The following is a 25,983-nucleotide window of genomic DNA, read 5'->3' on the forward strand; positions in this document are numbered from 1 at the left end:
GATATTCATCAACGAGTGCCCACACAGATTGATAGGTTTAAATTGTTAAAGAGCTTAACTTCTTGAGCGTTCCTTTTAAGTAAGGAGCCTCTCGAAGTGGACGGCCATTCTAGCGAATTAACATTCAGTGTCAAACACTTTTTGAAAATTAATTTTTTGTCGCTTTCCGTCTTACTGATTCTTGCTGAAGCCTTGTGGCGTCTGCCGTCTCAGTGGTGTCGCATTATAGGGAACCCTCTCAGCTTAGCAACTACTTTTTCATGAAAAATGAATAAATAGGGGTTAACTGCCTAATAGTTCACCTAAACGTAAAAAAGAGAGCATTTCTGCTCTCTTTTTGCTCAAAATCTAAGGGTATTGTTAGATAAATGCGTAAGCATCAGCGTACATATGGTCACGCTTTGCTTCTTTATTCTGAGTAAATAGGTCTCTTGCAGCGCCCGCCATTTCAAAACGACCTGCAATATAGATATCGAAATCAGCTAATGATTCGAAACTTTGCATAACAGCCTCAAGCACATTACCTGTTTGGCCATGCCAAACTTCCGGTGCTTCTTCTACTACCGGTACAAAGTGCACATTGCTATGCTTTTCTGCAATGCCAACCAACTCTTCTTTAGCATATAACTGGCACTCATCTTTTGCGCCCCAGTATAGGTAGATCTCTTTCGAGCTATTTTGCGCGATGCAGTGATCAAGAATAGAGCGCACGTAGCTGAAACCCGTGCCACCAGCAATAAGTAATAGAGGGCGATCGCTTTCTTCTTTGATCCAAGCATCTCCGTGTGGAGCATCAATCGCAATATCGCCATCTTCAGCTTGTGCCTTCTTCATCGCTTCAACCACTTCTAGTGCGTAAGCGTTGTGCTCGGCAGCACCAATGTGCAGCTCAAGCTCACCTTCGTGGCGGCAAGGGCTACTTGCGATAGAGAATGGGCGCTTATCTTTCTCGCCCATTTCAACCATCAGGTACTGGCCCGCTTTAAAAGCGACCGGTGTTTCTGGGTGAAGTAGGATTTGGTAAGTATTACAAGCCAAAGGCTCGATAGACTTCACTTTACATTTAATAGTCATGTTCTTCCTCTTACTAACCCTTAATCGGCAAAGGTTAGAACTAAATTACTTTCTGCAAATGCTTGGCAAGCAAAAATCCAGCCTTGTTGCTGCTCTTTCTCTGTGAGCATGGGTTCAAGGTGGTAACTCACTTGCCCTTCTAATTTTTTGCACATACACATTGCGCATGCGCCAACTTGGCAACGGTTTGGGAAATAGATATCGCTGTTGAGCGCAGCATCCAAGACCGTTTGCCCTTTTTCTACTGTGAAACTGATGTTTTCTGGGTATAAGACTACTTGGTAGCTCATGAAATTCCTAGCTGTTCCCAGATGCTATCAATCTTTTTCACAACATCAGGATCTTTTGTGATTGGTACACCCCACTCACGCAGGCATTCACCTTCCCACTTATTGGTCGCATCGAGACCCATTTTTGAGTGTCCAGTTTCGTTCTGCAGGAATAACGTATCTCTCGCCGGATCCATTCTTGTCGTTACAGCCCAAATGATGTCATTCCAATCACTCACATTGACATCGCCATCACACACGATAACAAACTTGTTCTCATCAAATTGAGACCAAACCGCTTCCATGATTTTCTTACCATTACCGGCAGCTTGCTTATCAATAGACACCACAACCATGCTGGCATTGTCGTTTTGCAGGTGAACATCAATAATTTCAGGATGAACCTTGGTTAACTCAGCCAAGCTACCCTCAATATGTTCACTATTTACAGGTGCTGTTTGGACATCTGGCGATAACGCTAACTCTGCGTCCCACTTCTTAGTAATATCTAGACCCATCTTAGAACCTAACCCAACCACGGGTGAGGCAAAATCCAATGAATCGATCGGCGTGTTCTCTATCATCAGGCTATCGCGTGACGGATCCATATGTTCGCACATCGCTGCGGTTACTTGAGACCAATCACGTGCATTCACATCTTCATCACACACCAATACAAATTTGGTGTACATGAATTGGCGTAAGAAAGACCATACACCCATCATCACTCGCTTAGCGTGACCTGGGTATTGCTTCTTCATGGTCACGACTGCCATTCGGTACGAACAACCTTCAGGCGGTAGATAGAAATCTTCAATCTCTGGGAACTGCTTTTGAAGAATAGGCACAAACACTTCATTTAGCGCAACACCCAATACCGCTGGCTCATCAGGTGGACGGCCAGTATAGGTGCTGTGATAGATAGGGTTCTCGCGCATGGTTACATGAGTAATAGTAAACACATGGTGCTTTTCTTTCTCGTTGTAGTAACCAGTATGATCTCCGTAAGGCCCTTCATCTGCGAATTCATTCGGGTCGATGTAACCTTCCATCACGATTTCTGCACTTGCGGGAACTTCTAAGTCGTTGCTGATTGATTTAACGACCTCAGTTTTACTACCACGTAGTAAGCCTGCAAACGCGTACTCAGATAAACTATCCGGCACTGGCGTAACCGCACCAAGAATGGTGGCAGGATCAGCACCAAACGCTACCGATACTGGGAATGGTTTCCCAGGGTTAGTTTCCATCCAATCACGCAGATCCAATGCTCCACCACGGTGGGCTAACCAACGCATGATGATTTTATTCTTGCCGATCTTCTGCTGACGATAGATACCTAAGTTTTGGCGTTTCTTGTTTGGACCACGAGTAACCGTTAAACCCCATGTTAGCAATGGCGCGACATCATAAGCCCAACAGCTCATCACAGGGATTTTATCTAGGTCGACGTCATCGCCTTGCCATACCACTTGTTGGCAAGCCGCTTTGCGAAGGCGTTTAGCTGGCATGTTTAAGACTTGCTTAAACACAGGTAGTTTATCAAGAGCGTCTTTAAAGCCTTTTGGTGGCTCAGGTTCTTTTAGGTAAGCAAGCAACTTGCCCACTTCACGCAGTTCTTTGACTTCTTGACGTCCCATACCAATAGCAACCCGATTAGGTGTACCAAATAGATTGGTCAAAACGGGCATGTCATAGCCTACTGGATTTTCAAACAAAAGAGCCGGGCCACCAGCACGTAGAGTACGGTCGCTAATCTCGGTCATTTCGTAGTCTGGATCGACTGGGTGAGAAATGCGTTTCAACTGACCAATACTTTCAAGATGGTCGATAAAATCACGTAAATCTTTAAAACTCATAGGACTTCTACATGCTGATTATTCTGCGCTCAGTATATCAAAAAGGGTGACGCTGAGGTCCCCCTTTTTAGTGTGGTTATTGAGAGGCAAAATCCACTTTACGGTAATGCTTGCTCGATCAAAGAACTCTTCACCTGAGGGTTATCATTGACGAGATCTTGCAACCATCGCGTATGACCTTGTTTGGCGAGTTCACGCGCAACTAATGGTGCTTCATCAGCAATCGCCATCCTAGAGACAAGGAACAGCTTCACCTCTTCTGATAACGGGTTAACTTTGGTAAGCAAAGTAATCGCTTCATCTTTCAAACGCGGGTTCTTAGTCGCTGCCATCACCTGTTCAAGCGCGAACGTTTGTTTGGTTTCAGCAAGGCGAACTAGCTCAGCTTGGCTATGATAATCGGCCTTCATTCGCCATAGAATTTTGTAAACCTCTGGGTCTTCGCTCACTTGCGCTAATCGAACCACCACCTCAGTAGAAGGTAACCAACTAACAATAGAAGATGCGGTGAGTTGCTTAGTTAGGTAATCAACCGCTTCAGGAGACAAACTGTCTAGCTCTCTAATGAGCAACGCTTCTCGCGTTTGAACTTGATGTTCAGATCCAGATAACCACTCTTTTAGGTCGAGTTCCTGTTTCTCTGCATCTAGCACAAATACCAATGTCTTCTGATCTTGACGCCATTGTTTAATAAGGCGATTAGCAATTGAAGGGTAATTAAAGGCAGGTACCGTAAACTCATAGCCATCGCCACGTTCTAAGACTTGATAAGTGGGCGTGATAGCAAGTTGCTGCTCGATGAAAATAGACATCTTGGGTGTGAGTACGATTTTTTGCTGTTCAAGCTTCTTCAAGAGTTGGTAACGAGCCACCTCTTGCTGGGGAAATGTCAGGCGCTCAAGCGCAAAGCGTAGCGAATTGACTTCGTCACGTACGACAAGCTCTAGTAGTTCAGCAGTTTTCAGTTTTACTTGATCATTCTCAAGCCAAGACTCTACTGTAAGTGGAGACATCTCGGTGGCATAGCTCATACCAACCGGTGAAAATAACAGTGAAGTAGACAGGAGTAATGATGACAACAGTCCATGTTGCATTTTAACGTCCTTGTAACACTTTTGCTCATTCTGCAAGCTGGCGCTACAAAATGCAAATAAAAAGCGCCACCCGAGGGCAGCGCTTATTAAATACGATCAGCTAATCAATATTACTGACGACGCATTGCGTCAAAGAACTCATCGTTCGTTTTCGTCATTGCTAGCTTGTCGATAAGGAATTCCATTGCGTCGATTTCGCCCATTGGGTGAACAATCTTACGCAGGATCCACATCTTCTGTAGTTCATCGTTCTTGGTAAGAAGCTCTTCACGACGAGTACCAGAGCGGTTGAAATCAATCGCTGGGAATACGCGTTTTTCAGCAATCTTACGGTTAAGGTGCAGTTCCATGTTACCTGTACCTTTGAATTCTTCGTAGATAACTTCATCCATCTTAGAACCAGTATCAACCAGTGCTGTTGCGATGATCGTTAAGCTACCGCCTTCTTCTACGTTACGTGCCGCACCGAAGAAACGCTTTGGACGATGTAGAGCATTCGCATCAACACCACCAGTAAGAACTTTACCTGATGAAGGAATCACAGTGTTGTAAGCACGAGCTAGACGAGTAATAGAATCCAGTAGGATAACTACATCTTTCTTGTGTTCAACAAGGCGCTTCGCTTTCTCGATAACCATTTCTGCAACTTGTACGTGGCGAGATGCTGGCTCATCGAATGTTGAAGCAACTACTTCGCCTTTAACTAGACGCTGCATTTCTGTTACTTCTTCTGGACGCTCATCGATAAGTAGAACCATTAGTTCACACTCAGGATGGTTACGTGCAATGCTTTGAGCAATGTTTTGCAGAAGCATTGTCTTACCCGCTTTAGGCGGAGCAACAATCAGACCACGCTGACCTTTACCAATTGGAGATGCAAGGTCAAGAATACGAGCCGTAATATCTTCAGTCGCACCATTACCCGCTTCCATCACCATACGTTCGTTAGCGTGAAGAGGAGTAAGGTTTTCGAAAAGAATCTTGTTACGTGCGTTGTCTGGCTTGTCGTAGTTAACCGTGTTTACTTTAAGCAGTGCAAAGTAACGCTCACCATCTTTAGGTGGACGGATTTTACCGCCAATAGAGTCACCTGTACGTAGGTTAAAACGACGAATTTGGCTTGGTGATACGTAGATATCATCTGGGCCTGCCAGGTATGAACTGTCGGCGCTACGTAGGAAACCAAAACCGTCTTGAAGAATTTCTAGAACACCATCACCAAAGATGTCTTCACCACTTTTTGCATGCGCTTTAAGGATGGAGAAGATAATGTCTTGTTTTCTTAGGCGAGCTTGATTTTCAAGACCTAAGCTTTCGCTAAGTTTAACAAGCTCAGACACAGGTCTGTTCTTCAGTTCAGTAAGATTCATAGTGGTGGAAGTTTGTTTAGTCAAAATAGGATCTGTTTTCTTAAGTTAAGAAGGATTTGGTCACAGGATCGACCAAGAAGAGAAATTCGTTCAATTAACGTGCGATAAATTAGCACTAAAACTAAGACTAGTCCATAGCTTAGAAAAAACAAAACCGCGCATTTGTTAACTGCACGGTTTCTTTTCAAATGCTGACCTGATTAAAGGTTAGCGTCTAAGAACTCTTTAAGTTGAGTTTTAGATAATGCACCAACTTTAGTCGCTGCTACGCCGCCATCTTTGAAAAGAAGTAGCGTTGGAATACCGCGAATACCAAACTTTGGTGGAGTACCAGCATTTTGGTCGATATTTAATTTACCGATTGTGAGCTTGCCTTCGTACTCGTCTGCGATTTCATCAAGAATCGGCGCAATCATTTTACATGGACCACACCATTCTGCCCAAAAATCAACAAGAACAGGGCCTGCAGCATTGATTACATCGTTATCAAAACCGTCATCAGTTAGCTGCAAAATCTTATCACTCATCTTCCACTCCAATGTATTTTTTAGAACTGGTTGGATGATAACCAGTAAATAGATGCCCTATTGGAATGTATTTACTTTCGTATTGCAAGCTTAAGCTGATATTCTATAGCAATGAAAAAGACGCATATCACAGAGCAAAAGTTCGCCGACTTGGATTTACTTCCGCAAGTCATTGAAGGATTGGAGAAAAAAGGGTTCGATTATTGTACCCCTATCCAAGCCTTGGCGCTCCCGGTACTGCTCACCGGCCAAGACATTGCAGGCCAGGCCCAAACGGGTACTGGTAAAACGCTTGCGTTTCTTACTGCTACTTTTAACCACCTGCTAAAAACATCTGAGCATGAAGGGCGTAAGCCTAACCAGCCACGTGCGATTATTATGGCACCAACGCGTGAACTCGCGATTCAGATCTACAACGATGCTGACTCTCTGGTTGAAAGCACAGGTATCAAGGCTGCACTTGCTTACGGTGGCGAAAGCTACGACAAGCAACTAGGTAAAATCGAAGAAGGCGCAGATATCTTAATTGGTACGACTGGCCGCATCATCGATTTCTACAAGCAGAAGGTATTTAACCTTAACCACATTCAAGCTGTTGTTCTTGACGAAGCTGATCGCATGTTCGATCTTGGTTTCATCAAAGACATCCGCTTCTTGTTCCGCCGTATGCCTGAGCCAAAAGATCGCCTGAACATGCTGTTCTCTGCGACATTGTCTTACCGCGTACAAGAGCTAGCGTTCGAACACATGCACAACCCAGAGCATGTTGTTGTTGAGCCAGAGCGTAAAACAGGTCACCGCATTCAGGAAGAGCTGTTCTACCCATCAAACGAACACAAAATGGCACTGCTGCAGACTCTAGTTGAAGAAGAGTGGCCAGAGCGCGCTATCATCTTCGCTAACACTAAGCACAAATGTGAGTCTGTTTGGGGTCACCTAGCTGCAGATGGTCACCGTGTTGGCCTGCTAACTGGCGATGTTCCTCAGAAGAAACGTGAAAAGATTCTTGAGCAATTCACTAAAGGTGATGTTGACCTGCTTGTCGCAACCGACGTTGCAGCACGTGGTCTACACATTCCTCAAGTAACACACGTATTCAACTTCGACCTACCTGATGACTGTGAAGATTACGTTCACCGTATCGGCCGTACAGGTCGTGCTGGTGCAAGTGGTCACTCGATCAGCTTTGCTTGTGAAGATTACGCAATCAACTTGCCACCAATCGAAGAATACATTGAGCACGCGATCCCTGTGTCTGACTACGATGCTTCTGCACTGCTAGAAGATCTACCAGCACCATTGCGCTTACGTACACGTAACCCGCAACAACGCCGCTCAAACAACAATGGCCCACGCAACGGGAACCGTAAACCAAACCAGAACCGTCGCCCACGCCAACCGCGTCATAACAAGGAAGCTTAGTCGCTTATGAGTCAAACAGTGTCACCCCCGCTTTACGCTGCAATCGACCTCGGGTCGAACAGTTTTCATATGCTCGTTGTGCGTCATATCGATGGCAGCGTACAAACCATGGCTAAAATTAAGCGCAAAGTGCGTTTAGCTGCAGGCTTAGATGAAAATAATGCGCTTAGTACAGAAGCCATGCAGCGCGGTTGGGACTGTTTGAGTCTCTTTGCAGAGCGACTTCAAGATATTCCGAAAGAAAATATCCGCATTGTCGGTACAGCGACCCTACGTACTGCTATCAATGTGGATATATTTCTAGAGAAAGCGAACCAGATCCTTGGTTACGACATCAATGTTATCTCCGGAGAAGAAGAAGCTGCGACTATCTATAAAGGCGTAGCACACACTTCTGGTGGCAGCGGCCGCCGACTGGTTGTTGATATTGGTGGCGCAAGCACCGAGATGATCATTGGTGAAGGCTTCTCAGCGAAAGCACTAACCAGCCTAAAGATGGGCTGTGTTACTTGGCTTGAGCGCCACTTTAAAAACCGCCAATTAACCGCTACCAACTTTAACAACGCCATTGAAGCGGCGAAGTCGACGTTGGCTCCTATCCTAGATAGCTACACTGATATCGGATGGGATGTGTGTGTGGGCGCCAGCGGTACCGTTCAAGCACTGCAAGAGATCATGTTGGCGCAAGGCATGGATGAAGTGATTACTCATGCCAAACTTAAGCGTCTACAGAAACAAGCGATGATTACTGAGCGCTTGGAAGAGCTAGAAATCGAAGGACTTACCCTTGAACGCGCATTAGTGTTCCCGAGTGGCCTTTCCATTCTTATTGCTATTTTTGAGTTGCTTGAAATAGATTCAATGACACTCGCAGGCGGCGCACTCCGTGAAGGCCTAGCCTACGAGATGGTTGATGAGCTTCGCCAAGAAGATATCCGAGCGCGTACCATTAAGAGTGTTCAATCACGCTACCAAATGGACGTAAGCTACGGTGAACAAGTTGCTGTAGTCGCACAAACGCTGCTAGACCAAGCGGGCGCCGAAGCGTGGGTTTCAGAACCTCAAGCTGGTGTGCTATTGCAAACGGCAGCTAAGCTTCACGAGATTGGTTTAACCATCGATTTCAAAAAAGGCGGTGAGCACAGCGCTTATCTGCTGCAAAACTTAGACCTACCTGGCTTTACTCGAGCGCAAAAGCACTACTTGGGTGAGTTAACTCGTCGCTACCGTGAACAGTTAACCTCATTACCAGAGCAACACGCTATCTCAGGCACCAGCAGCAAGCGTATTTTACGTATTCTGCGTTTAGCTATTTTGCTGACCCACCGTCGTAACCCAGCGCTAGAGCCTGAGTTCAAACTGACGACGAATGACAACAATCTAACCCTAACGCTTTCTAAGCAATGGTTAGCTGACAATCCGCTGACCGCTGCAGAGCTAGAGATCGAGTCGAATAGACAAACCGATATTGGCTGGCCATTGAATATTAAATGCCTCTGATATTAGTATCTGACGCTAGAAATTAAAAAAAGCCCAAGTTAGTAGACTAACTTGGGCTTTTTCTTATCGCTGCATTAATGCTTTGTGTTACAAATCTCAAACTTAAGCGTTCACGCCTGTCGCTTTAAAGTCAGGGTTCACTGCGGTTAGCTTTCTAACAATGTAGTTAAGAAGCACGCCGTACATAGGCACGAACAAGCCTAAGCTGATGATAAGTTTGAATCCGTAATCAACCAACGCAATCTCAGTCCAGTGCTCAGCCATGAATGGATCTGGGCTTTGGTAGAAGGCAATCGCAAAGAACGCGATGGTATCAATGGCATTACCAAAAAGTGTCGAACAGGTTGGCGCAACCCACCATTGCTTCATTTGGCGTAAGCGGTTGAAAACATGCACATCCAAGATCTGACCCAGTAAATAAGCCATGAAGCTCGCCGCGGCGATACGTGCAACAAACAAGTTGAACTCACCTAGTTGGCTAAAGCCTTGGAATGAACCTTCAAAGAACACCACTGACAAGAAATAAGAAACGGCCAGCGCTGGTAGCATCACTAAGAAAATGATTTTACGGGCAAGCTGCGCGCCAAAAATGCGTACGGTCAGATCGGTCGCTAGGAAGATAAACGGGAAAGTGAAAGCACCCCAAGTGGTGTGCATACCGAAGACGGTAAAAGGTAGCTGAACCAGATAGTTGCTTGACGCAATAATCACCAAATGGAACAAAACTAATAGTGCTAAGGCTTTGCGCTGTTGCGCAGGGGTAAAGTTACTCATGCTGTACCTTTTTAGTTTGGTTTGGGGGTGAGGGAACCCAAATCGAGTCATTTCTTCGAATAATCCAAGAAAGCTCTTACCAATAATGTGAATTAAAAAATGTATCTAAAAATTGCTCTGCTGAGCGGCGGGCGATTATACATTAATCAATATTGGCTGCAACGGTGAGAACAAACGCAAACGTTTATTCTCACTTTTATTGGTGAATAGCTCTAGAAGCTGTGTTTTAGAAGAGATGCCAAAAGTTAAAAACCGCGCTTGAAAAGCGTCGCGAGATAATCAAACTCTTCTCGGCTTTCTTCAGCGTTTAACGACTCAAACCAAATTGATTCACTGTAATGTTCGGACTTTAAGAACATTCGGCAATCTTCAAAATCAATCAACCAAGAGTGCATATCGGCGTCCCATTGCTTTTCAACAACTGACGCTGACAACAACGCCACCAGCTTTTCACCTAGCACTTCATAAGAATCAAAATCAAAACTTGGAGACGTAATCAATAAACGCCCTTCCTCAGCTAAATACTCTCTTAAGCCAAATTCTGTTTGTGTTGTCATGTCCCTATCAACCTTATTCTTTTTCTATTAGTTAGACGTTTCTCGCAAACTAGCCGTGTGTGGTGATGTGTTCTTGAATCAGATCTAGGAATGGGTCTGCGTACTTATCCAGTTTACGTTGACCGACACCGTTGACTGCCAGCATTTCTCCGTATGAAGTAGGTAGTATTTCAGCCATATCAATCAAGGTCGCGTCGCTGAATACCACATATGGTGGCAAGCCATCTTCATCAGCAATCGACTTACGCAGCTTACGCAGTTTCGCAAACAGCTTCTTATCGTAATTCTTGCTGCTTAACTTATCGGACTTAGCATTACGCACCGCTGTATCTAAACGAGGAACAGCCAATTCCAAAGACATCTCACCGCGCAGCAGCGGGCGGGCTTCTTCTGTTAGCTGTAAAGTTGAGTTACGAGTGATGTTCTGGAACAGCAAGCCTTTATGAATCAGCTGACGGAAGATACTGATCCAGTAATCATGACTGTGATCGCGGCCAATACCGTAGGTAGATAGCTTATCGTGACCATTATCACGGACACGAATATTCTGCATACCACGCATCACTTCGACTACGTAGCCCATACCAAACGACTGATTGACACGGTACACACAAGACAACGCCTTCTGCGCTTCTTTAGTCGCATCAAAATGCTTAGGTGGATCGAGGCAGATATCGCAGTTGCCACATTGCTTCTCGCGATATTCGCCAAAATAGTTAAGCAGAACCTGACGACGACACGTTTGCGCTTCAGCAAAGGCACTCATCGCATTCAGCTTGTGCATCTCAACTTGTTTCTGTGGGCCTTCTTCTTTCTCATCCAGCATACGACGCAGCCAACCCATATCAGCCGGGTCAAACAACATCATCGCTTCAGCAGGCAAACCATCACGACCTGCACGGCCTGTCTCTTGATAGTAAGACTCGATATTACGTGGGATATCAAAGTGCACCACGAAACGTACGTTGGGTTTGTTGATGCCCATACCGAAAGCCACAGTCGCGACCACGATCTGAATATCATCGCGTTGGAAGGCTTCTTGAACGTAAGCACGCTCATCGGTGTCCATACCAGCGTGATAACCCGCGGCGCGAATACCGTTATTGCACAGCTTCTCGGTCACCATCTCCACTTTCTTACGGCTACCACAGTAGATGATGCCGCAATTGCCCTTTTGTGTTTCTAGGTAGCGAACCACCTGTGACACGGGTTTGTGCTTCTCAACCAAGTTGTAGCGAATATTAGGGCGATCAAAGCTGCCTAAGTAAGTATGCGGGTCCAGGAGCTGTAAGCGCGAGATAATATCTTTGCGCGTCGCATCATCAGCGGTTGCTGTGAGCGCCATGTAAGGCACATGCGGGAAATACTGTTTAAGCTGACCTAATGATGCGTATTCAGGGCGGAAGTCGTGACCCCATTGAGAGATACAGTGCGCTTCATCGACTGCAATCATCGAAAGCGGTAAACCTTGAAGACGCTCGATAAAATCACGCATCAACACACGCTCTGGTGACACATACACCATTTTCAGCTGACCTGAGTTCATACGATTGAACACATTCAGCAATTGGTCACGTGGCATTGAAGAGTTAATACACTCAGCGGCAACACCATTGGCCTTCAATTGGTCGACTTGGTCTTTCATCAACGAGATCAGCGGTGAGATAACCAGAGTCAGCCCTTCACGAACCAAAGCCGGAATTTGGTAACACAGAGATTTACCACCACCGGTTGGCATAATCACCAAGCTGTCTTTGCCTTCAACGGCCAAATCAATGACCTCTTGCTGACCATCGCGAAAGCTTTGATAGCCGAACACATCTTGCAAGATGGTTTGCGCATCATTCGCGGGAGTTGGTATTTGCTCAGCAATCAGAGTGGCGGTCATTGTGGTTCCTAATCGAGGTATGAAATCAGCAAGCATCTTCGGCAAGCAAGTCGCACATTGTAGAGGGGAACGCTGGCGAATTAAACCGCAAATTGTTAGGTGAAAAGGGTTATCGCTCCTATACTGACCAACTCTCTTATAAATCTTATTAATAAGCACTCAGTGCTAGAGAAAGATGCATGACACAGGAAGAACAACAACGTACGCGCCAAGGAGTTTTGCTTGCCATCGGCGCTTACACAATGTGGGGTATCGCCCCTATATATTTCAAATCTTTAAGTGACGTTTCCCCGTTAGAGATCCTCAGCCACCGTGTAGTATGGTCTTTTTTCCTACTCGCTTTCTTACTGCACATTGGCCGCAGCTGGCGTAAAGTCCGCGACACCTTGACCTCAAAACCAAAAATGCTCTATTTGGTAGCGACGTCTATTTTGGTGGGTGCTAACTGGCTGATCTTTATCTGGGCGGTGAATTCCAATCACATGCTCGATGCCAGTTTGGGGTATTACATCAACCCTCTGATTAACGTGTTACTTGGGATGCTCTTCCTCGGCGAACGCTTACGTAAGCTGCAATGGTTTGCTGTGGCTCTGGCTGCGATTGGCGTATTAATCCAATTAATTGCCTTCGGCTCAGTACCGATCGTCGCCATTGCCCTAGCCTTTAGCTTTGGCTTTTATGGCTTGCTGCGTAAGAAAGTCAGCTTAGAAGCACAAACGGGTCTGTTCATTGAAACTCTGGTGATGCTGCCTCTCGCCGCAACCTACTTACTGTTTATTGCCGATAGCCCGACCTCAAACTTATCGATGAACCCGATGCAACTCAACCTATTACTGGTTGCTGCCGGTGTGATCACCACGGTTCCATTGCTGTGTTTTACTGGCGCTGCAACTCGCTTGAAGCTATCAACACTCGGTTTCTTCCAGTACATCGGTCCAAGCTTGATGTTCTTACTGGCGGTTCTGATCTACGGCGAAGCCTTTACCTCAGATAAAGCGATCACCTTTGCTTTCATATGGGGAGCACTGGTTATTTTCAGCTTTGATGGCCTGCGTAACAACAAGAAGAACAAACGCGCGAAACAGTGATATTGATCGTTTTTTACAAGACAATCCCTTAATACGCAGATAAGCTTGGTTGAATTGATGACTATTTGACCAAGCTTTTTTGTACCATGGATAAAGTCCACTACTACTCTACCCCAACAGAAGATATCAGCCTGATCCAAGCTCAATACCAAGAGTTTGCTTTTCAGCGTCACTATCATTTGGACTTTCACATCGGCTTAATTACCCAAGGACAGCAGAAATTCGTCTATAAAGGGACGAGCCATAATGTTGGTGCTGGCCAAGTTGTTATCATGCCACCCGATGAGCTGCATGATGGGCACTCCAAACTCGATTCGGGTTATCAAGTCAGTGTGTTTGCAGTTTCTCCCCAATGGTTTCAAGATCTTGCCGATCCCAAGAAGAATGGTCACACATTAGGCTTTTCTGAGTTGATCCTCTCCGATCAAGCTGCGTTTTTACAATTACGCAACTTACACGGCCTGTTAATCAATCAAAGCATCAGCCAACTCGCTCAAGATTGCTTACCATTCGAGGGGTTCTCAACGATTGTCGATCGTTATGCAAAATTTGGATCGAAGAGTGACATCAAACTGGGTAATCAATCGATTAATACACTCAAAGACTATTTGATGGCGAATTTGGACCAGCCAGTGCGATTAGAACAACTGTCTGAGCTGTGCGGCTTAACCACAACTCAATTCCAACGCCACTTTAAGAACAGAATGGGCATCACCCCTTACGCGTGGCTGAGCCGTTTACGTATGGAACAGAGCATGCGCCTGATTAAATCTGGGATCTGTGGTACTAAAGTCGCGCACCAAGTAGGCTTCTATGATCAAGCACACTTCTCCAAGGCATTCAAAACCACATTCGGCGTACCACCCTCACAAATCAACTAAGTGTTGATAATTTACAATTGCTCGATTTCAAATCGCGGTAAGCTACGCTCAATACGATTACTTGTTTAATAATAGCGGCAACGTTATTGAGAACTGACATGAACGAAGTCACCATACTGATCACCCTCGCCTCTATCCATTTCATCGCTTTGATGAGCCCCGGCCCTGACTTTGCGTTAGTCGTGCAAAATGCGACACGCCACGGCAGACAAACAGGCTTGTACATTGCGCTTGGTTTATCTTGCGGGATCTTACTGCATTCGTTGCTCAGCCTGACGGGAATCAGTTACCTAGTCCACCAGCAACCAACCCTATTTGCCATTATCCAGTTGGCTGGCGGTAGCTACTTGCTGTACTTAGGCTACGGTGCACTTAAAGCAACCTGGCAAATCATTCAGAACCACGACGATGACGACGATACCGTCAATGCCAAAGATCTGATTCTGACCAACAAGCGTCAGGCATTTTCGAAAGGGTTTGCGACCAATATTCTCAACCCAAAAGCTTTGGTGTTCTTTATTAGCTTGATGTCGAGCTTAGTGCCTGCCGACATGTCTCTATCAGGTAAAGGCTTTGCGCTTATTATCTTGTTTGGTCTGTCTCTGTTTTGGTTTTCACTACTGGCGTGGATGCTTTCGACTAAGGCTCTACAGAAGAAACTTAGCGAAGCAACGGTATACATCGATGGCTTATGTGGCGTGGTATTCAGCCTGATTGGCGCGAGTATTCTTTGGCAGTCGCTGTCCGGTTTAATCGCTTAAATTCGAATCAAGATTACAATTCGTTAACAACGCACTGGCTATCTAATCTTTCCGCTGCCAATCTAGCTCTGCATATTAAAAGGAGAAGATCATGCAGTGGAAAACAAAACTAACAACCCTCGCCACTTCTACCCTACTTTTTGCCTCTCACGTCAGTTGGGCAAATCAAGCTGCCGATTCCGTCGCACCCGAACAAAGTAGTGGTTTAGAAACCAAACAACTCGTTAAAGCCAACGATTGGATGGTCACCGCAGCCAACCCTCTTGCAACACAAGCCGGTGCTGATGTACTTGCCCGTGGTGGTAACGCAATTGACGCCATGGTTGCCGTGCAGCTTATGCTTGGCTTAGTGGAACCTCAGTCATCAGGTATTGGTGGCGGCGCGTTCCTTGTCTATTTTGATGGCAAAGACAAACAGCTCAAGACCTACGATGGCCGTGAAACTGCGCCACTTGATGCCACCCCACGTCTATTCCAAGACGAAAACGGACAACCGCTTAAATTCTATGATGCCGTGGTTGGCGGTCGTTCTGTTGCCACGCCGGGCACGGTGCAATTGCTGTGGGACACTCACCAGAAATACGGCAAGCTCGAATGGGCATCACTGATTAAACCTATCGCTCAGTTAGCTGAAGAAGGTTTTACTATCAGCCCACGTTTAGCCACCTTGATCGAAAACGACCAAGAACGTCTGAGCCGCTTTGCGACAACTAAAGCCTACTTCTTCAATGCCGATGGCAGCCCGAAAGCCGCTGGCACGCAACTTAAGAACCCTGAATACGCGGCAACGTTACACGCTATCTCGAAGGATGGTGCTAAAGCTTTCTACCAAGGTGAGATTTCTGCCGACATCATTAACACAGTACAAACAGCGAAAGGTAACCCGGGCGTATTGGCACAGAAAGATTTCGACGCCTATTCGATCAAGCAGCGCGAACCGGTTTGTTCTGCTTATGAAAGCTACGATATTTGCGGAATGGGGCCACCAAGTTCAGGTGCGTTAACGGTTGGACAAATCCTTGCAATGACTGAGCAGTTTGACCTCAAATCATGGGGGCCAAACGACGCAAAATCTTGGCAAGTGTTAGCAGACGCTTCTCGCTTAGCCTTTGCAGACCGTGGTATGTACATGGCAGACCAAGATTATGTGCCTATGCCAACCCAAGGGTTAGTGAATACTGACTATTTGCAGGAGCGTGCTCAGTTAATTACCGCAGGTAAGGCATTAGACAGCGCACCTTCAGGCACCCCACCGTGGGATCATGCGATGCAGAGAAGCCAAGATGTTTCTATTGAGTTGCCGTCCACCAGCCACTTCAACATTGTCGATAGTGATGGCAATGTCGTATCGATGACTACCACTATTGAGAATGCCTTTGGCTCACGTTTGATGGTTAGAGGTTTCCTACTCAATAACGAACTAACCGACTTCTCATTCAAGACTCATAACGATGGCAAACCTATCGCGAACCGACTTGAACCGGGTAAGCGCCCACGTTCTTCAATGGCACCGACCATCATCATGCAAGACGATAAACCTTACATGGCAATTGGCTCTCCGGGAGGCAGCCGTATCATCGGTTATGTGGCACAAGCGATCATTGCTCACACCCAATGGGACATGGATATCCAACAAGCGATCAACCAACCACACTTCCTAAATCGCTTCGGTACCTTAGATTTGGAAAAAGGAACATCAGCGGAAAACTTCAAACCTGAGCTAGAAAAGATGGGATTTGAGGTCAACGTTCGCGATCTTAACTCGGGTTTACACGCTATTCGCATCACAAAAGATGGTCTAGAAGGTGCTGCAGACCCTCGTCGTGAAGGTGCAGCCATTGGTCAGTAGGGAATAATCCTCCCTTTTTACTCGCTGCCTTGTGCGAGATCTCTCACAAGGTAGTGAGTAAATATCGATATTTGATGACGAAATTAATCACCTCGACATCGTAACCAATTGAAATTAAAAGATACGTACATTTATCGTTCAAATAATTATATAGAAATTCGCTTATGCACCATTGCTGATAAATAAGGAATCGGTAATATGAATGGTGTCGGAAGGATGCTGACACGGAACAGGAAACGCCAAGGACTTGGTTATCTTCAGGATGAAGATTCGATTACTCAGGATGAATAATCGGCATGGATAGCGAAATGGACATTGAATGGACGCAATAGTAACTAGGATGGTTGCTACTAAGGAAAGACAATGGACACCTCTGGACGAGGAAAGGACTGAACATCAGGATGATGTAAAGGACACCGCTCAAGGAACAAGTGACGCGCGCTAACGAGGATTGTTGGCAGATCAGGATAAGATCAAGGACACCGCTAGGAAGGCGACGAAAGGAATACGCTGAAGGATAACAGCACACTATCATGGATTTGATGCATGGAGCACACTTAGTAGCCGGATTGCTGCGAGTAAGACTATAGACCCCGATGAGCGCAAGCTCTCGGGGTTTTTCTTTATCTGTCGTTTCACTTATTCCTCTCTCAAACAAATAAATCAAAGACCTTTAATTACAATTCTGACATTTAAAGCATTCACTTCTTAACCACTTCCGAGTAACGTAAGTCTTACTAGGCTCAACTAGTTTCATAACCATAATTAAACTAAGGACAAATTCATGTCACACGTTACCTTCAAAGGCGCTGCTGTACCACTAACAGGCACATTCCCACAAACTGGCGAACAAGCACCAAGCTTTGCACTGACTGCAGGCGACCTTTCTGAACTGACTCTTGCTTCTCTTGAAGGCAAGAAAGTGGTTCTAAACATCTTCCCAAGTATCGACACAGCAACTTGTGCAACGAGCGTACGTACGTTCAACGCAAAAGCAGCAGAACTTGAGAACACGGTTGTTGTTTGTATTTCTGCTGACCTACCGTTTGCTGCGGGCCGCTTCTGTGAACTAGAAGGCATTGAAGGCGTTCAACACGCTTCAACTTTCCGTTCTCCTACATTCGCATCAGACTACGGCGTAGCGATCGCTGAAGGCCCACTATCAGGCCTAACAACACGTGCCGTTGTCGTTGTTGATGAAAAAGGTGTGGTGACACACAGCGAGTTGGTTGCAGAGATCACTGAAGAGCCAAACTACGAAGCGGCACTTGCAGCACTGTAAGTCTCACTTTGAGGCAACAATGTCTTCAGCTCGTATTAGCCTAATTTAGGTCGGTACAAAGTAATAAAAAGAGCAGCCATTGGCTGCTCTTTCTGTTTTTAATGCGGATTACTTTTGAATGCTGAACGGTTTTTAAAGACCAAACTGCTTTTTAGATATTAAAGTAGCAGATTAAAGCTGCTCTAAACGCGCGTAAGCCGTTACTAACCACTTAATCCCTTCACCATTAAACGCCACTTGAACTCGGCTTTGTGGGCCACTTCCTTCGAAGTTGATGATGGTGCCTTCACCAAACTTAGGGTGCTTAACGCGAGAACCCAAACTAAAGCCTGTTTCGTTAAAGTTCTCTTTCACGGCGGTTTGGCTAAAGCGGCCACTGCTAGCAGGACGACTCACTTGCGCTTTCATACGAACCTCATCCAGACAGGTTTCTGGTAGTTCACGAATAAAACGAGATGGCTTGTGGTACTTGTCTTGACCATACAAACGACGCATTTCAGCATAAGTGATGTAGAGCTTCTCCATCGCACGGGTCATACCGACATAGCACAGGCGACGCTCTTCTTCTAAACGCCCCGCTTCTTCGGCCGACATCTGGCTTGGGAACATGCCTTCTTCGACACCCACCATAAACACCATTGGAAACTCTAGGCCTTTAGCACTGTGCAAAGTCATTAACTGAACCGCATCGTCAAACTCATCGGCCTGACCTTCACCCGCTTCCAAAGCTGCGTGAGTTAAGAACGCCGTCAGCATGCTCATCTCATCCGCTTCTTCCGGCTTTTCAAACTGGCGCGTTGCCGTTACCAATTCTTCCAAGTTCTCGATACGTGCCTTCGACTTCTCACCCTTCTCTTGCTCGTACATAGCAAACAGACCCGACGATTTAATCACGTGGTCGGTTTGTTCATGCAGGCTAAGTTCCAACGTGTCATCTTCAAGCGCATTAATCAGCTCGATAAAACGACTTAATGCGCCCGCAGCACGACCGGGTAGCACTTGCTCTTCTATCAAAGCAACACTGGCTTCCCACATGGTTGCACCACGATCACGAGCAGCAAGACGAATCGTTTCTAACGTTTTATCACCCAAGCCACGCGTTGGCGTATTAACCACACGTTCAAACGCGGCATCATTATTGCGGTTGCTCATGAGGCGCATGTAGCTCAAGGCGTCTCTGATTTCTTGACGCTCGAAGAATCGCATGCCGCCGTAGATTCGGTAAGGTAGACCACCTTGGATCAAAGCTTCTTCAAGAACACGAGATTGGGCGTTATTACGATAAAGCATCGCGGTATCTTCTAACGCACCGCCTTTCTCTTGCCACTCTTTGATTTTGCTGACCGTGAAACGTGCTTCATCTAGCTCGTTATAAGCTGAGTACACAGAGATTGGCTCGCCATCGTTACCATCGGTCCACAGCTCTTTACCCATACGTTCGGTGTTGTTCGAGATAAGCTCGTTCGACGCCTGCAGAATGGTTTTAGTTGAACGGTAGTTTTGTTCAAGTCGAACCGTCGAAGCTCCTGGGAATTCATCCAAGAACTTCTGAATATTTTCGATCTTCGCACCACGCCAACCATAGATAGATTGGTCATCATCACCTACGATCATCACGCGACAATCTGGGCCAGCCATCATCCGAAGCCAAGCGTATTGGATGTTGTTGGTATCTTGGAATTCATCGACAAGGATATGCTTAAAGCGTGCTTGGTAATGCTCTCGAATGTGTTTCTTATCGCGTAATAGTTCATGCGATCTCAGCAAGATTTCCGCAAAGTCGACCAAACCAGCACGGTCACATGCTTCTTGGTAAGCAGAATAGATCTTTAACCACGTTTGAGTTATTGGATCATGGTAGGCGTCAATGTGACTTGGGCGTAATCCCTCGTCTTTCTTGCCATTGATCCACCAAGAAGCTTGCTTAGCAGGCCACTGCTTTTCATCGAGGTTTTGCGCCTTGATTAAGCGGCGTAGCAAACGAATCTGATCATCAGAATCAATGATCTGGAAATCTTCTGGCAGTTTTGCATCTAGGTAGTGAGCACGAAGGATGCGGTGACAGATACCATGGAAGGTGCCGTTCCACATGCCTGACGAACTACCCATCATCAACTCTTCAATACGACCACGCATCTCTGCTGCCGCTTTGTTGGTGAAGGTAACCGACATAATAGAGAACGGTGATGCTTGCTCTACGCTTTGCAGCCAAGCGATACGATGCACCAACACTCGCGTTTTACCACTGCCTGCACCTGCCAGAATAAGTAGGTTTTCTAAAGGTGCCGCGACCGCCTCACGTTGTTTATCGTTTAGGCCATCGAGTAAAAGCGAAGGATCTATCATTGGATATGCTCACTACTGGGTATTTATACATAAAAGTTGATTATAACCTAAACACTAGGCTGCGTTTAGGATAATAAGAAGAAAAAACAATCAAAAATTAACATCATTAATTCAATAACTTAAGAGATGAAACATCATTAATATTGATAATTTTTATAATACCGTGAAATTATTTCCCGGTTGTTCCAATCCTTTTTAGTAAGCAAGTTAACAATCCATTAACCTGCGATATGAAAATACTATTAAGTCCTAGAGGGAATGACTATGAAAAATTCTAATCTTGCTGTTACAGCTGCAATCACAAGTGTACTAGCGTTCGGCGGTGCAGTTCTTACATCAGCACCTGCGGAAGCAGCAGCAAAAGAAAAATGCTACGGCGTGGCAAAAGCTGGCCAAAATGATTGTGCAACCAAAACAAGCTCATGTGCGGGTACAGCAAAAGAAGACAACCAATCCGATGCGTTCGTAGTCGTACCTAAAGGGCTATGTGGCAAATTATCAGGTGGTAACACTCAATCATCATAATTGAGCTGCTTAGTATGGTGAGCTGACATTCAGCTCACCTCCACTTCTTGTTAGGAGAATCGTTGTGACTCAAACTCTTCACCCCTACGCAGGGGTTGGCCTTAGAACACCGCACTTGGACTTCTTTAGCCAAAATCCAGCCTTAGTGAGTTGGTTAGAGGTGCACAGCGAGAACTACTTTTTAACTCAATCACCGCAACGTCAACAACTGAGAGAAATTCGTAACGCCCACAACATAAGTTGTCACGGTGTTGGGTTGTCTCTAGGTTCTGTTGAGCGCATCAATCAACATCATCTTGTGCAATTAAAAGAGCTCATTGATGATATCGAACCGTTCTTGGTTTCTGACCACCTCAGTTGGAGTCAGACCGGCGGTCATTACTTCAATGACTTATTACCGCTGCCTTATACCGAAGAGGCGTTAGAAGTCTTCTGTCGTAATGTCATCGAGGTTCAAGACAGCTTGCAACGCCCGATGTTGATTGAGAACCCATCGAGCTACCTATCCTTCAAGCATTCTACTATTCCTGAGTGGGAGTTTTTGGCTGAGGTACAAAAGCGTACTGAGTGTCGCCTACTGCTCGATTTCAATAATATTTTCGTCTCATCTTTTAATCATGGCTTTAGTTGTGAAGAGTACTTAAACGGAATACCAGCAGACAAAGTTGAAGAGATTCACTTGGCAGGTTTTACCAAAAAGAAGCTTGAACAAGGTGAGATCTGGATAGACACACACAGTAAACCTGTCTGTGACGAAGTGTGGAAACTCTACACTGACTGGGTTGCACAACATGGTTTGCGCCATACCTTGATTGAGTGGGATCTCGATATCCCAGAGCCACAAGTTTTATTGGCTGAAGCAACCAAAGCCAGTGATATCTTGTATCAACACGACAAGTTCAACCAAAGGAGTCGCGCCTCATGAGCCACTCCCTAGCAGATGTTCAATTGGAGTTTGCTAACGCCCTACGCTACCAAAACAATGGTGAGCACTGCGACATAGTGAGCGACCATTTTACGGATGAACAGCTAATCCAGATTTACCGTAATAACTTTGTGATCAGCTTGAGCGAAGTTCTGGTAGCAACCTACCCACTCACAGAAATGTTGGTTGGTGAAGAGTGCTTTCAACAGATGGCTCGTCAACATGTCTTAAGTTATCCATCGACTTCTGGTGATGTCAGTGGTTACGGTGAGCACTTTGAACAGACTATCCAAGGCTTTCCTGCCGTTATTGAGGCTGCGCCTTATCTCGGTGAAGTTGCTTTATATGAATGGCAGAAAGACAGCTTGGTAAGGTTGACGTCACAAGCAGATGTCGACCAGAGACCTCTTTCTTGCCTAGCTGATGTACCACAAGAGCAGCAAGGTGCTTTGGTCTTTCATCTCAAAGATTCAGTAACACTGATTCATTCTAGTTACACGATTATCGCGCTTGAACACGCCATCTATCAGCAACAACTTGATGGGCTAGACATCAACCAAGCTGAATTTGGGGTGTTAATCCGAGCGGAAAATTCACAGGTTGAGAGCCATAGTTTGAGTGAAGAGAGCCACCAACTCCTCACTGAATTGCAATCAGGTCGAACACTCTCAGCATTCGACCCTTTATTACTACAACATCTGAATACTGTTATGGCGCTAAACGTCATCTCAGGCTTTTCAATCAATGCTGAATTGGAGACATAACATGGATAACAACACAGTCACGAACATGATGGCTCAATACGACAGTTTGATTGAGAAATCACAGGCTCTTTTTGTTCCGGTGCTTCTACTATTTTGTCGCCTTTGGGTGGCGTGGGTATTCTTTAATTCTGGGCTCACTAAGATAGCCACTTGGGATAGCACCCTTTACTTGTTTGAGTTGGAATACCAAGTACCACTGCTACCTTGGGAGTTAGCAGCTTACATGGGGACTGCCGCGGAGTTAATTCTGCCAGTGTTTTTAGCACTCGGTTTATTAACACGACCTATGGCTGCGGTGTTGTTCGTTTTCAATATCATTGCTGTCGTGTCTTACCCTGTATTGTGGGATCAAGGCTTCTACGATCATCAGCTTTGGGGATTAATGATTCTTATCGTTGTCGTGTGGGGCGCCGGGCCATTCTCACTTGATCGAATTTTGAAAGCACAGTTTAGAGGTTAGAACGAACTTTCATTCGCACTAAATTGATATACCCCAAAACGCAAAAAACCACTCAATTGAGTGGTTTCTTTTTAACTGGGATAAACTACTTATTCAGAAAAGCTTGTAGCTCTTCAGCAGAGATACCTTGCTCGGCTAGCTCTTTTGCTAATAGCTGAACCTGCTCACCCTTACGAGACTCTACCACACGCTGAAATTGGTAAATGATGTCTCGCAAAGTATCGATTGGAACTTGTTTTGCCGCACTGCGAATACGCTCTTCACTTTGGTTGCCTAGCTCTTTAAGCAGTTTACCAAACATGACCTTTTCAGGTGCATCTTCCATTTGTTCTAAGACGCGCGCCATTTCGTAGGTTGTTAATGACATTACAGTATTTTCCGTTGGGGACTAACGTTTCAATGAGTGACAAATATACCATGTTTTAACGTTTCGCAAACCGCCATTTGTATATTTTGTCACCCTTGAGACTTACGCCTTAGCAAACGTCGTGTGCCACGACTTGCCGGCTTTGCTCGCAAGCACTAACAATGCTGGAACAATAAGGAACATTTGTAGCGCAATCATCACTTGAGACGTTAAATCAAGGCGTTGCATGGTACCCACAAGCAGCCCTGAACCACTCATTTGGAACAAGCCAAGCAGTGCAGCAGCTGTGCCCGCACGGTCACCGAAAGGTTCAAGAGCCTTACCAGCAGCAGCACCGAGAATCCAAGCAAAACCCACTGAAGACAAGAAGATTGGCAGCATGAATGCGATTGGGCTAGCGTGTTCTGCAAGCACCAGCATAATCACGCCCGCTAAACCCAGCGTTGAGATACCAACGACCAGTGCTTTATAGGTACCAAAGCGGTCCATAAATTTAGGTGCAGTAAACGCAGCTGCAATGTTGATGGCCGCATTAACACCAAACCAGAAAGTAAACTCTTTCATGGTCAAGCCTAGGTTTTCCATCAACACAACCGGTGCAGAGGTTACATAAGCGAGGATGACCGCCATCGCCAACAGACACAAGGTTGCGTGGAAAAGGAATGATGGTGTTTTCAATACTGACCAGTATCGTTCAAGCTTGAACACCGCAACCTTCTCTGTCGCAGGGTTAGACTCTTTCATTTGGAAGAATAAGATAGTGCCAACAACGACAGCGAAGCCTGCCATAAAGCTAAAGTTCGAACGCCAACCAAATTGATGAGTTAACCAAGCGCCAAGAATGGGTGCCAAAGCAGGAATAAAACAGATTGCACCATTAAGGTAGCTGATCATACGGCCACTCTTCTCTGGGCCAAATAGATCGCGAACCGTTGCAAAGGCTGCTACAGAAGTCGCACAAGCTCCTAAGCCTTGTAGCAGCCGAGCCATTAGCATCATATCAATCGATTGAGCTGCCCACGCCAAGCAAGCACTCAATGCATAGATACTAACACCTCCCAATGCAACGGTTCGACGTCCTAGCTTATCAGCCAAAGGGCCAGCAAATAATTGCCCGACACCCATGGCGAATAAAAACCAGGTAATCGTATCTTGTGCTAGTGCATGTTCCACGTGAAACGCTGTCGAAATTTGTGGCAGAGCTGGTAGGTAGATATCAATAGCCAGAGGGCTAAATAAAACCAACATTGCCAATAAAGCAACCTGCAGTTTACTAGGGGTTGGAAGCGCGTTAGAAGGCACAAGATTCTCCGAATGAGTTAATTTAGGTGCATAATAACCAACTAAAGATATGAACAAAAATGGCATATACTCATTAGCATTATTCCAAATAGGAAACTCATATGAATATTGAGAAACTATCGCGCCTCGACCTCAATCTATTAGTTTGCTTGCAGGTGCTGATGGAAGAGCTAAGCGTCACGCGCACCGCACATCGATTGTGTCTGAGTCAATCGGCTGTAAGTAAATCGTTAGCCAAGCTTCGTGAACAATTTAATGACCCTCTTTTCACGCGAAGCGCACATGGCCTGAGACCAACACCGAAAGCTGTTTTCCTTAAGCCTCGCTTAGAAACGTTGATCAACCAACTTGATGTTCTCACTCAGCCTGAGACATTCATTCCCAACAACAGTGACCACAGTTTTCACATTGCGGCTGTTGAGAGCGTTTACCCACTTATTCTTCCCCACTTTTTACCAGCGATATTTCGACAAGCCCCTAAGGTGAATATCAACACCCACGCTTGGACGGAGCAAACCTTTAAGAAGCTGCAGCTCGGTGAGCTCGATATCGGACTCACAGGTAAAGACATCGACATCAACGACGCACGTTTAACTATGCTGCCGCCAGATGATATTTGCGAGCAAGAGATCTACCGTGACGCGCAGATGTGTGTGCTAAGACGCAACCACCCCGCTCTGAATGGCAAATGGGATCTGGAAACCTACCTTGCACAGCGTCATGTACAAGTAAGATGTGATGGTAACGATCGTTGGCTGCTCGACTATAAGCTTGCCGACCTTGGTCACCAACGTGATATCGCTATTTCTGTTCCAGACTTCAATAGCGCCGCAAGCCTATGTACCTACACCGACTTTGTGTTTACTGCACCAAGCCACTTTACTTACCTCGTCGCCAAGCAACTCGACTTAGTGGTTGTCCCTTTACCGATGGAATTCCCACCGATGGCATACACTCTGTTTTGGCACCGTGACAGAGAAAATGACCCAGCGTTAACTTGGCTACGAGATATCATCAAAGAAAAAACTCTGCACCTTAGATAAAAATGGCGTACAGCGTTTGCAGCAAACGAACAAAAGCGCTAGCTTATTGACCTAAT

24 protein-coding genes are annotated in these 25,983 nt (G+C 45.8%); 12 read left to right on the forward strand and 12 right to left on the reverse strand.

The features are described from left to right. Positions 1 to 360 precede the first annotated feature (360 nt). The 6 genes from fre to trxA form a co-directional block, all read right to left on the reverse strand. The gene (gene fre / locus A136_RS12575) at positions 361 to 1,074 is read right to left on the reverse strand and encodes an NAD(P)H-flavin reductase (protein ID WP_017059251.1); all 714 of its coding nucleotides are present in this window, start codon (positions 1,072 to 1,074) and stop codon (positions 361 to 363) included. A gap of 20 nt (positions 1,075 to 1,094) precedes the next feature. Further along, entirely contained in the window at positions 1,095 to 1,364 is a 270-nt protein-coding gene (locus A136_RS12580; protein WP_008224727.1) for a 2Fe-2S iron-sulfur cluster-binding protein, read from the reverse strand. Further along, positions 1,361 to 3,202 (reverse strand): 4-hydroxy-3-polyprenylbenzoate decarboxylase, encoded by a 1,842-nt coding sequence (gene ubiD, locus A136_RS12585; RefSeq protein ID WP_017062977.1) that lies wholly within the window; start codon positions 3,200 to 3,202, stop codon positions 1,361 to 1,363. Before ubiD ends, A136_RS12580 begins: the two co-directional genes overlap by 4 nt. Positions 3,203 to 3,300: 98 nt before the next feature. After that, positions 3,301 to 4,296 (reverse strand): hypothetical protein, encoded by a 996-nt coding sequence (locus tag A136_RS12590; protein ID WP_017059249.1) that lies wholly within the window; start codon positions 4,294 to 4,296, stop codon positions 3,301 to 3,303. A 110-nt stretch (positions 4,297 to 4,406) separates the two neighbouring features. Beyond that, positions 4,407 to 5,666, reverse strand: a complete 1,260-nt coding sequence (gene rho / locus A136_RS12595; RefSeq protein ID WP_017062978.1) for a transcription termination factor Rho — start codon at positions 5,664 to 5,666, stop codon at positions 4,407 to 4,409. 200 nt (positions 5,667 to 5,866) lie between these two features. Then, positions 5,867 to 6,193, reverse strand: a complete 327-nt coding sequence (trxA, locus tag A136_RS12600; protein WP_010440700.1) for a thioredoxin TrxA — start codon at positions 6,191 to 6,193, stop codon at positions 5,867 to 5,869. A gap of 111 nt (positions 6,194 to 6,304) precedes the next feature. Here trxA and rhlB point away from each other — a divergent pair, with 111 nt between their 5' ends. Both rhlB and gppA read left to right on the forward strand, forming a co-directional pair. Beyond that, entirely contained in the window at positions 6,305 to 7,615 is a 1,311-nt protein-coding gene (gene rhlB, locus A136_RS12605; protein WP_017062979.1) for an ATP-dependent RNA helicase RhlB, read from the forward strand. A gap of 6 nt (positions 7,616 to 7,621) precedes the next feature. Next, on the forward strand, positions 7,622 to 9,115 hold the full coding sequence (gene gppA / locus A136_RS12610) for a guanosine-5'-triphosphate,3'-diphosphate diphosphatase (RefSeq protein ID WP_017062980.1): 1,494 nt from the start codon (positions 7,622 to 7,624) through the stop codon (positions 9,113 to 9,115). 102 nt (positions 9,116 to 9,217) lie between these two features. On the opposite strand, the gene A136_RS12615 is transcribed toward gppA, so the two are convergent. From A136_RS12615 to recQ, 3 genes are all read right to left on the reverse strand, one after another. Further along, the gene (locus A136_RS12615; RefSeq protein WP_017062981.1) at positions 9,218 to 9,889 is read right to left on the reverse strand and encodes a 7-cyano-7-deazaguanine/7-aminomethyl-7-deazaguanine transporter; all 672 of its coding nucleotides are present in this window, start codon (positions 9,887 to 9,889) and stop codon (positions 9,218 to 9,220) included. A 245-nt stretch (positions 9,890 to 10,134) separates the two neighbouring features. Further along, positions 10,135 to 10,446: a DUF3630 family protein gene (locus A136_RS12620; protein WP_017061332.1), complete on the reverse strand. Its 312-nt coding sequence runs from the start codon at positions 10,444 to 10,446 to the stop codon at positions 10,135 to 10,137. Between the two features lie 49 nt (positions 10,447 to 10,495). Then, positions 10,496 to 12,334, reverse strand: coding sequence for an ATP-dependent DNA helicase RecQ (recQ, locus tag A136_RS12625; RefSeq protein ID WP_017062982.1), 1,839 nt, complete (start codon positions 12,332 to 12,334; stop codon positions 10,496 to 10,498). Positions 12,335 to 12,513: 179 nt separating this feature from the next. On the opposite strand from recQ, the gene rarD reads away from it, so the two are divergent. The 5 genes from rarD (at position 12,514) to tpx (ending at position 18,195) form a co-directional block, all read left to right on the forward strand. Then, positions 12,514 to 13,422: an EamA family transporter RarD gene (rarD, locus tag A136_RS12630; protein WP_017062983.1), complete on the forward strand. Its 909-nt coding sequence runs from the start codon at positions 12,514 to 12,516 to the stop codon at positions 13,420 to 13,422. Positions 13,423 to 13,508: 86 nt separating this feature from the next. Then, on the forward strand, positions 13,509 to 14,303 hold the full coding sequence (locus A136_RS12635) for a helix-turn-helix transcriptional regulator (protein WP_017062984.1): 795 nt from the start codon (positions 13,509 to 13,511) through the stop codon (positions 14,301 to 14,303). A 98-nt stretch (positions 14,304 to 14,401) separates the two neighbouring features. Beyond that, positions 14,402 to 15,064 carry a LysE family translocator gene (locus tag A136_RS12640; RefSeq protein WP_017061328.1) on the forward strand — a complete coding sequence of 221 codons (663 nt, stop codon included), beginning with the start codon at positions 14,402 to 14,404 and terminating at the stop codon, positions 15,062 to 15,064. A gap of 91 nt (positions 15,065 to 15,155) precedes the next feature. Beyond that, on the forward strand, positions 15,156 to 16,913 hold the full coding sequence (ggt, locus tag A136_RS12645; protein WP_017062985.1) for a gamma-glutamyltransferase: 1,758 nt from the start codon (positions 15,156 to 15,158) through the stop codon (positions 16,911 to 16,913). Positions 16,914 to 17,697: 784 nt separating this feature from the next. Next, positions 17,698 to 18,195 carry a thiol peroxidase gene (gene tpx, locus A136_RS12650; RefSeq protein WP_017062986.1) on the forward strand — a complete coding sequence of 166 codons (498 nt, stop codon included), beginning with the start codon at positions 17,698 to 17,700 and terminating at the stop codon, positions 18,193 to 18,195. A gap of 171 nt (positions 18,196 to 18,366) precedes the next feature. On the opposite strand, the gene uvrD is transcribed toward tpx, so the two are convergent. Beyond that, complete coding sequence (gene uvrD, locus A136_RS12655; protein ID WP_017062987.1) at positions 18,367 to 20,541, reverse strand: DNA helicase II; 2,175 nt, start codon at positions 20,539 to 20,541, stop codon at positions 18,367 to 18,369. 264 nt (positions 20,542 to 20,805) lie between these two features. Between uvrD and A136_RS12660 the strand changes: the two genes are divergently transcribed. The 4 genes from A136_RS12660 to A136_RS12675 all read left to right on the forward strand — a co-directional run bounded on the left by A136_RS12660 (position 20,806) and on the right by A136_RS12675 (position 23,215). Beyond that, positions 20,806 to 21,066, forward strand: a complete 261-nt coding sequence (locus A136_RS12660) for a BufA1 family periplasmic bufferin-type metallophore (RefSeq protein WP_004736650.1) — start codon at positions 20,806 to 20,808, stop codon at positions 21,064 to 21,066. Between the two features lie 64 nt (positions 21,067 to 21,130). Beyond that, a complete protein-coding gene (bufB, locus tag A136_RS12665; protein WP_017062988.1) occupies positions 21,131 to 21,991 on the forward strand; it encodes an MNIO family bufferin maturase in 861 nt (286 codons plus the stop codon). After that, the gene (locus tag A136_RS12670; RefSeq protein WP_017062989.1) at positions 21,988 to 22,755 is read left to right on the forward strand and encodes an HvfC/BufC N-terminal domain-containing protein; all 768 of its coding nucleotides are present in this window, start codon (positions 21,988 to 21,990) and stop codon (positions 22,753 to 22,755) included. Before bufB ends, A136_RS12670 begins: the two co-directional genes overlap by 4 nt. A 1-nt stretch (position 22,756) precedes the next feature. Then, positions 22,757 to 23,215, forward strand: coding sequence for a DoxX family protein (locus A136_RS12675; protein ID WP_017062990.1), 459 nt, complete (start codon positions 22,757 to 22,759; stop codon positions 23,213 to 23,215). A gap of 85 nt (positions 23,216 to 23,300) precedes the next feature. On the opposite strand, the gene A136_RS12680 is transcribed toward A136_RS12675, so the two are convergent. Then, positions 23,301 to 23,582 carry a hypothetical protein gene (locus A136_RS12680; protein ID WP_009848181.1) on the reverse strand — a complete coding sequence of 94 codons (282 nt, stop codon included), beginning with the start codon at positions 23,580 to 23,582 and terminating at the stop codon, positions 23,301 to 23,303. 102 nt (positions 23,583 to 23,684) lie between these two features. Continuing rightward, on the reverse strand, positions 23,685 to 24,884 hold the full coding sequence (locus A136_RS12685; RefSeq protein ID WP_029235094.1) for a multidrug effflux MFS transporter: 1,200 nt from the start codon (positions 24,882 to 24,884) through the stop codon (positions 23,685 to 23,687). A gap of 101 nt (positions 24,885 to 24,985) precedes the next feature. Here A136_RS12685 and A136_RS12690 point away from each other — a divergent pair, with 101 nt between their 5' ends. Beyond that, positions 24,986 to 25,927 carry a LysR substrate-binding domain-containing protein gene (locus A136_RS12690; RefSeq protein ID WP_017061320.1) on the forward strand — a complete coding sequence of 314 codons (942 nt, stop codon included), beginning with the start codon at positions 24,986 to 24,988 and terminating at the stop codon, positions 25,925 to 25,927. Positions 25,928 to 25,983 lie beyond the last annotated feature (56 nt).

The sequence above is a fragment of the Vibrio crassostreae 9ZC13 genome (assembly GCF_000272045.2).
GTDB classification, from domain to species: Bacteria; Pseudomonadota; Gammaproteobacteria; order Enterobacterales; family Vibrionaceae; genus Vibrio; species Vibrio crassostreae_C.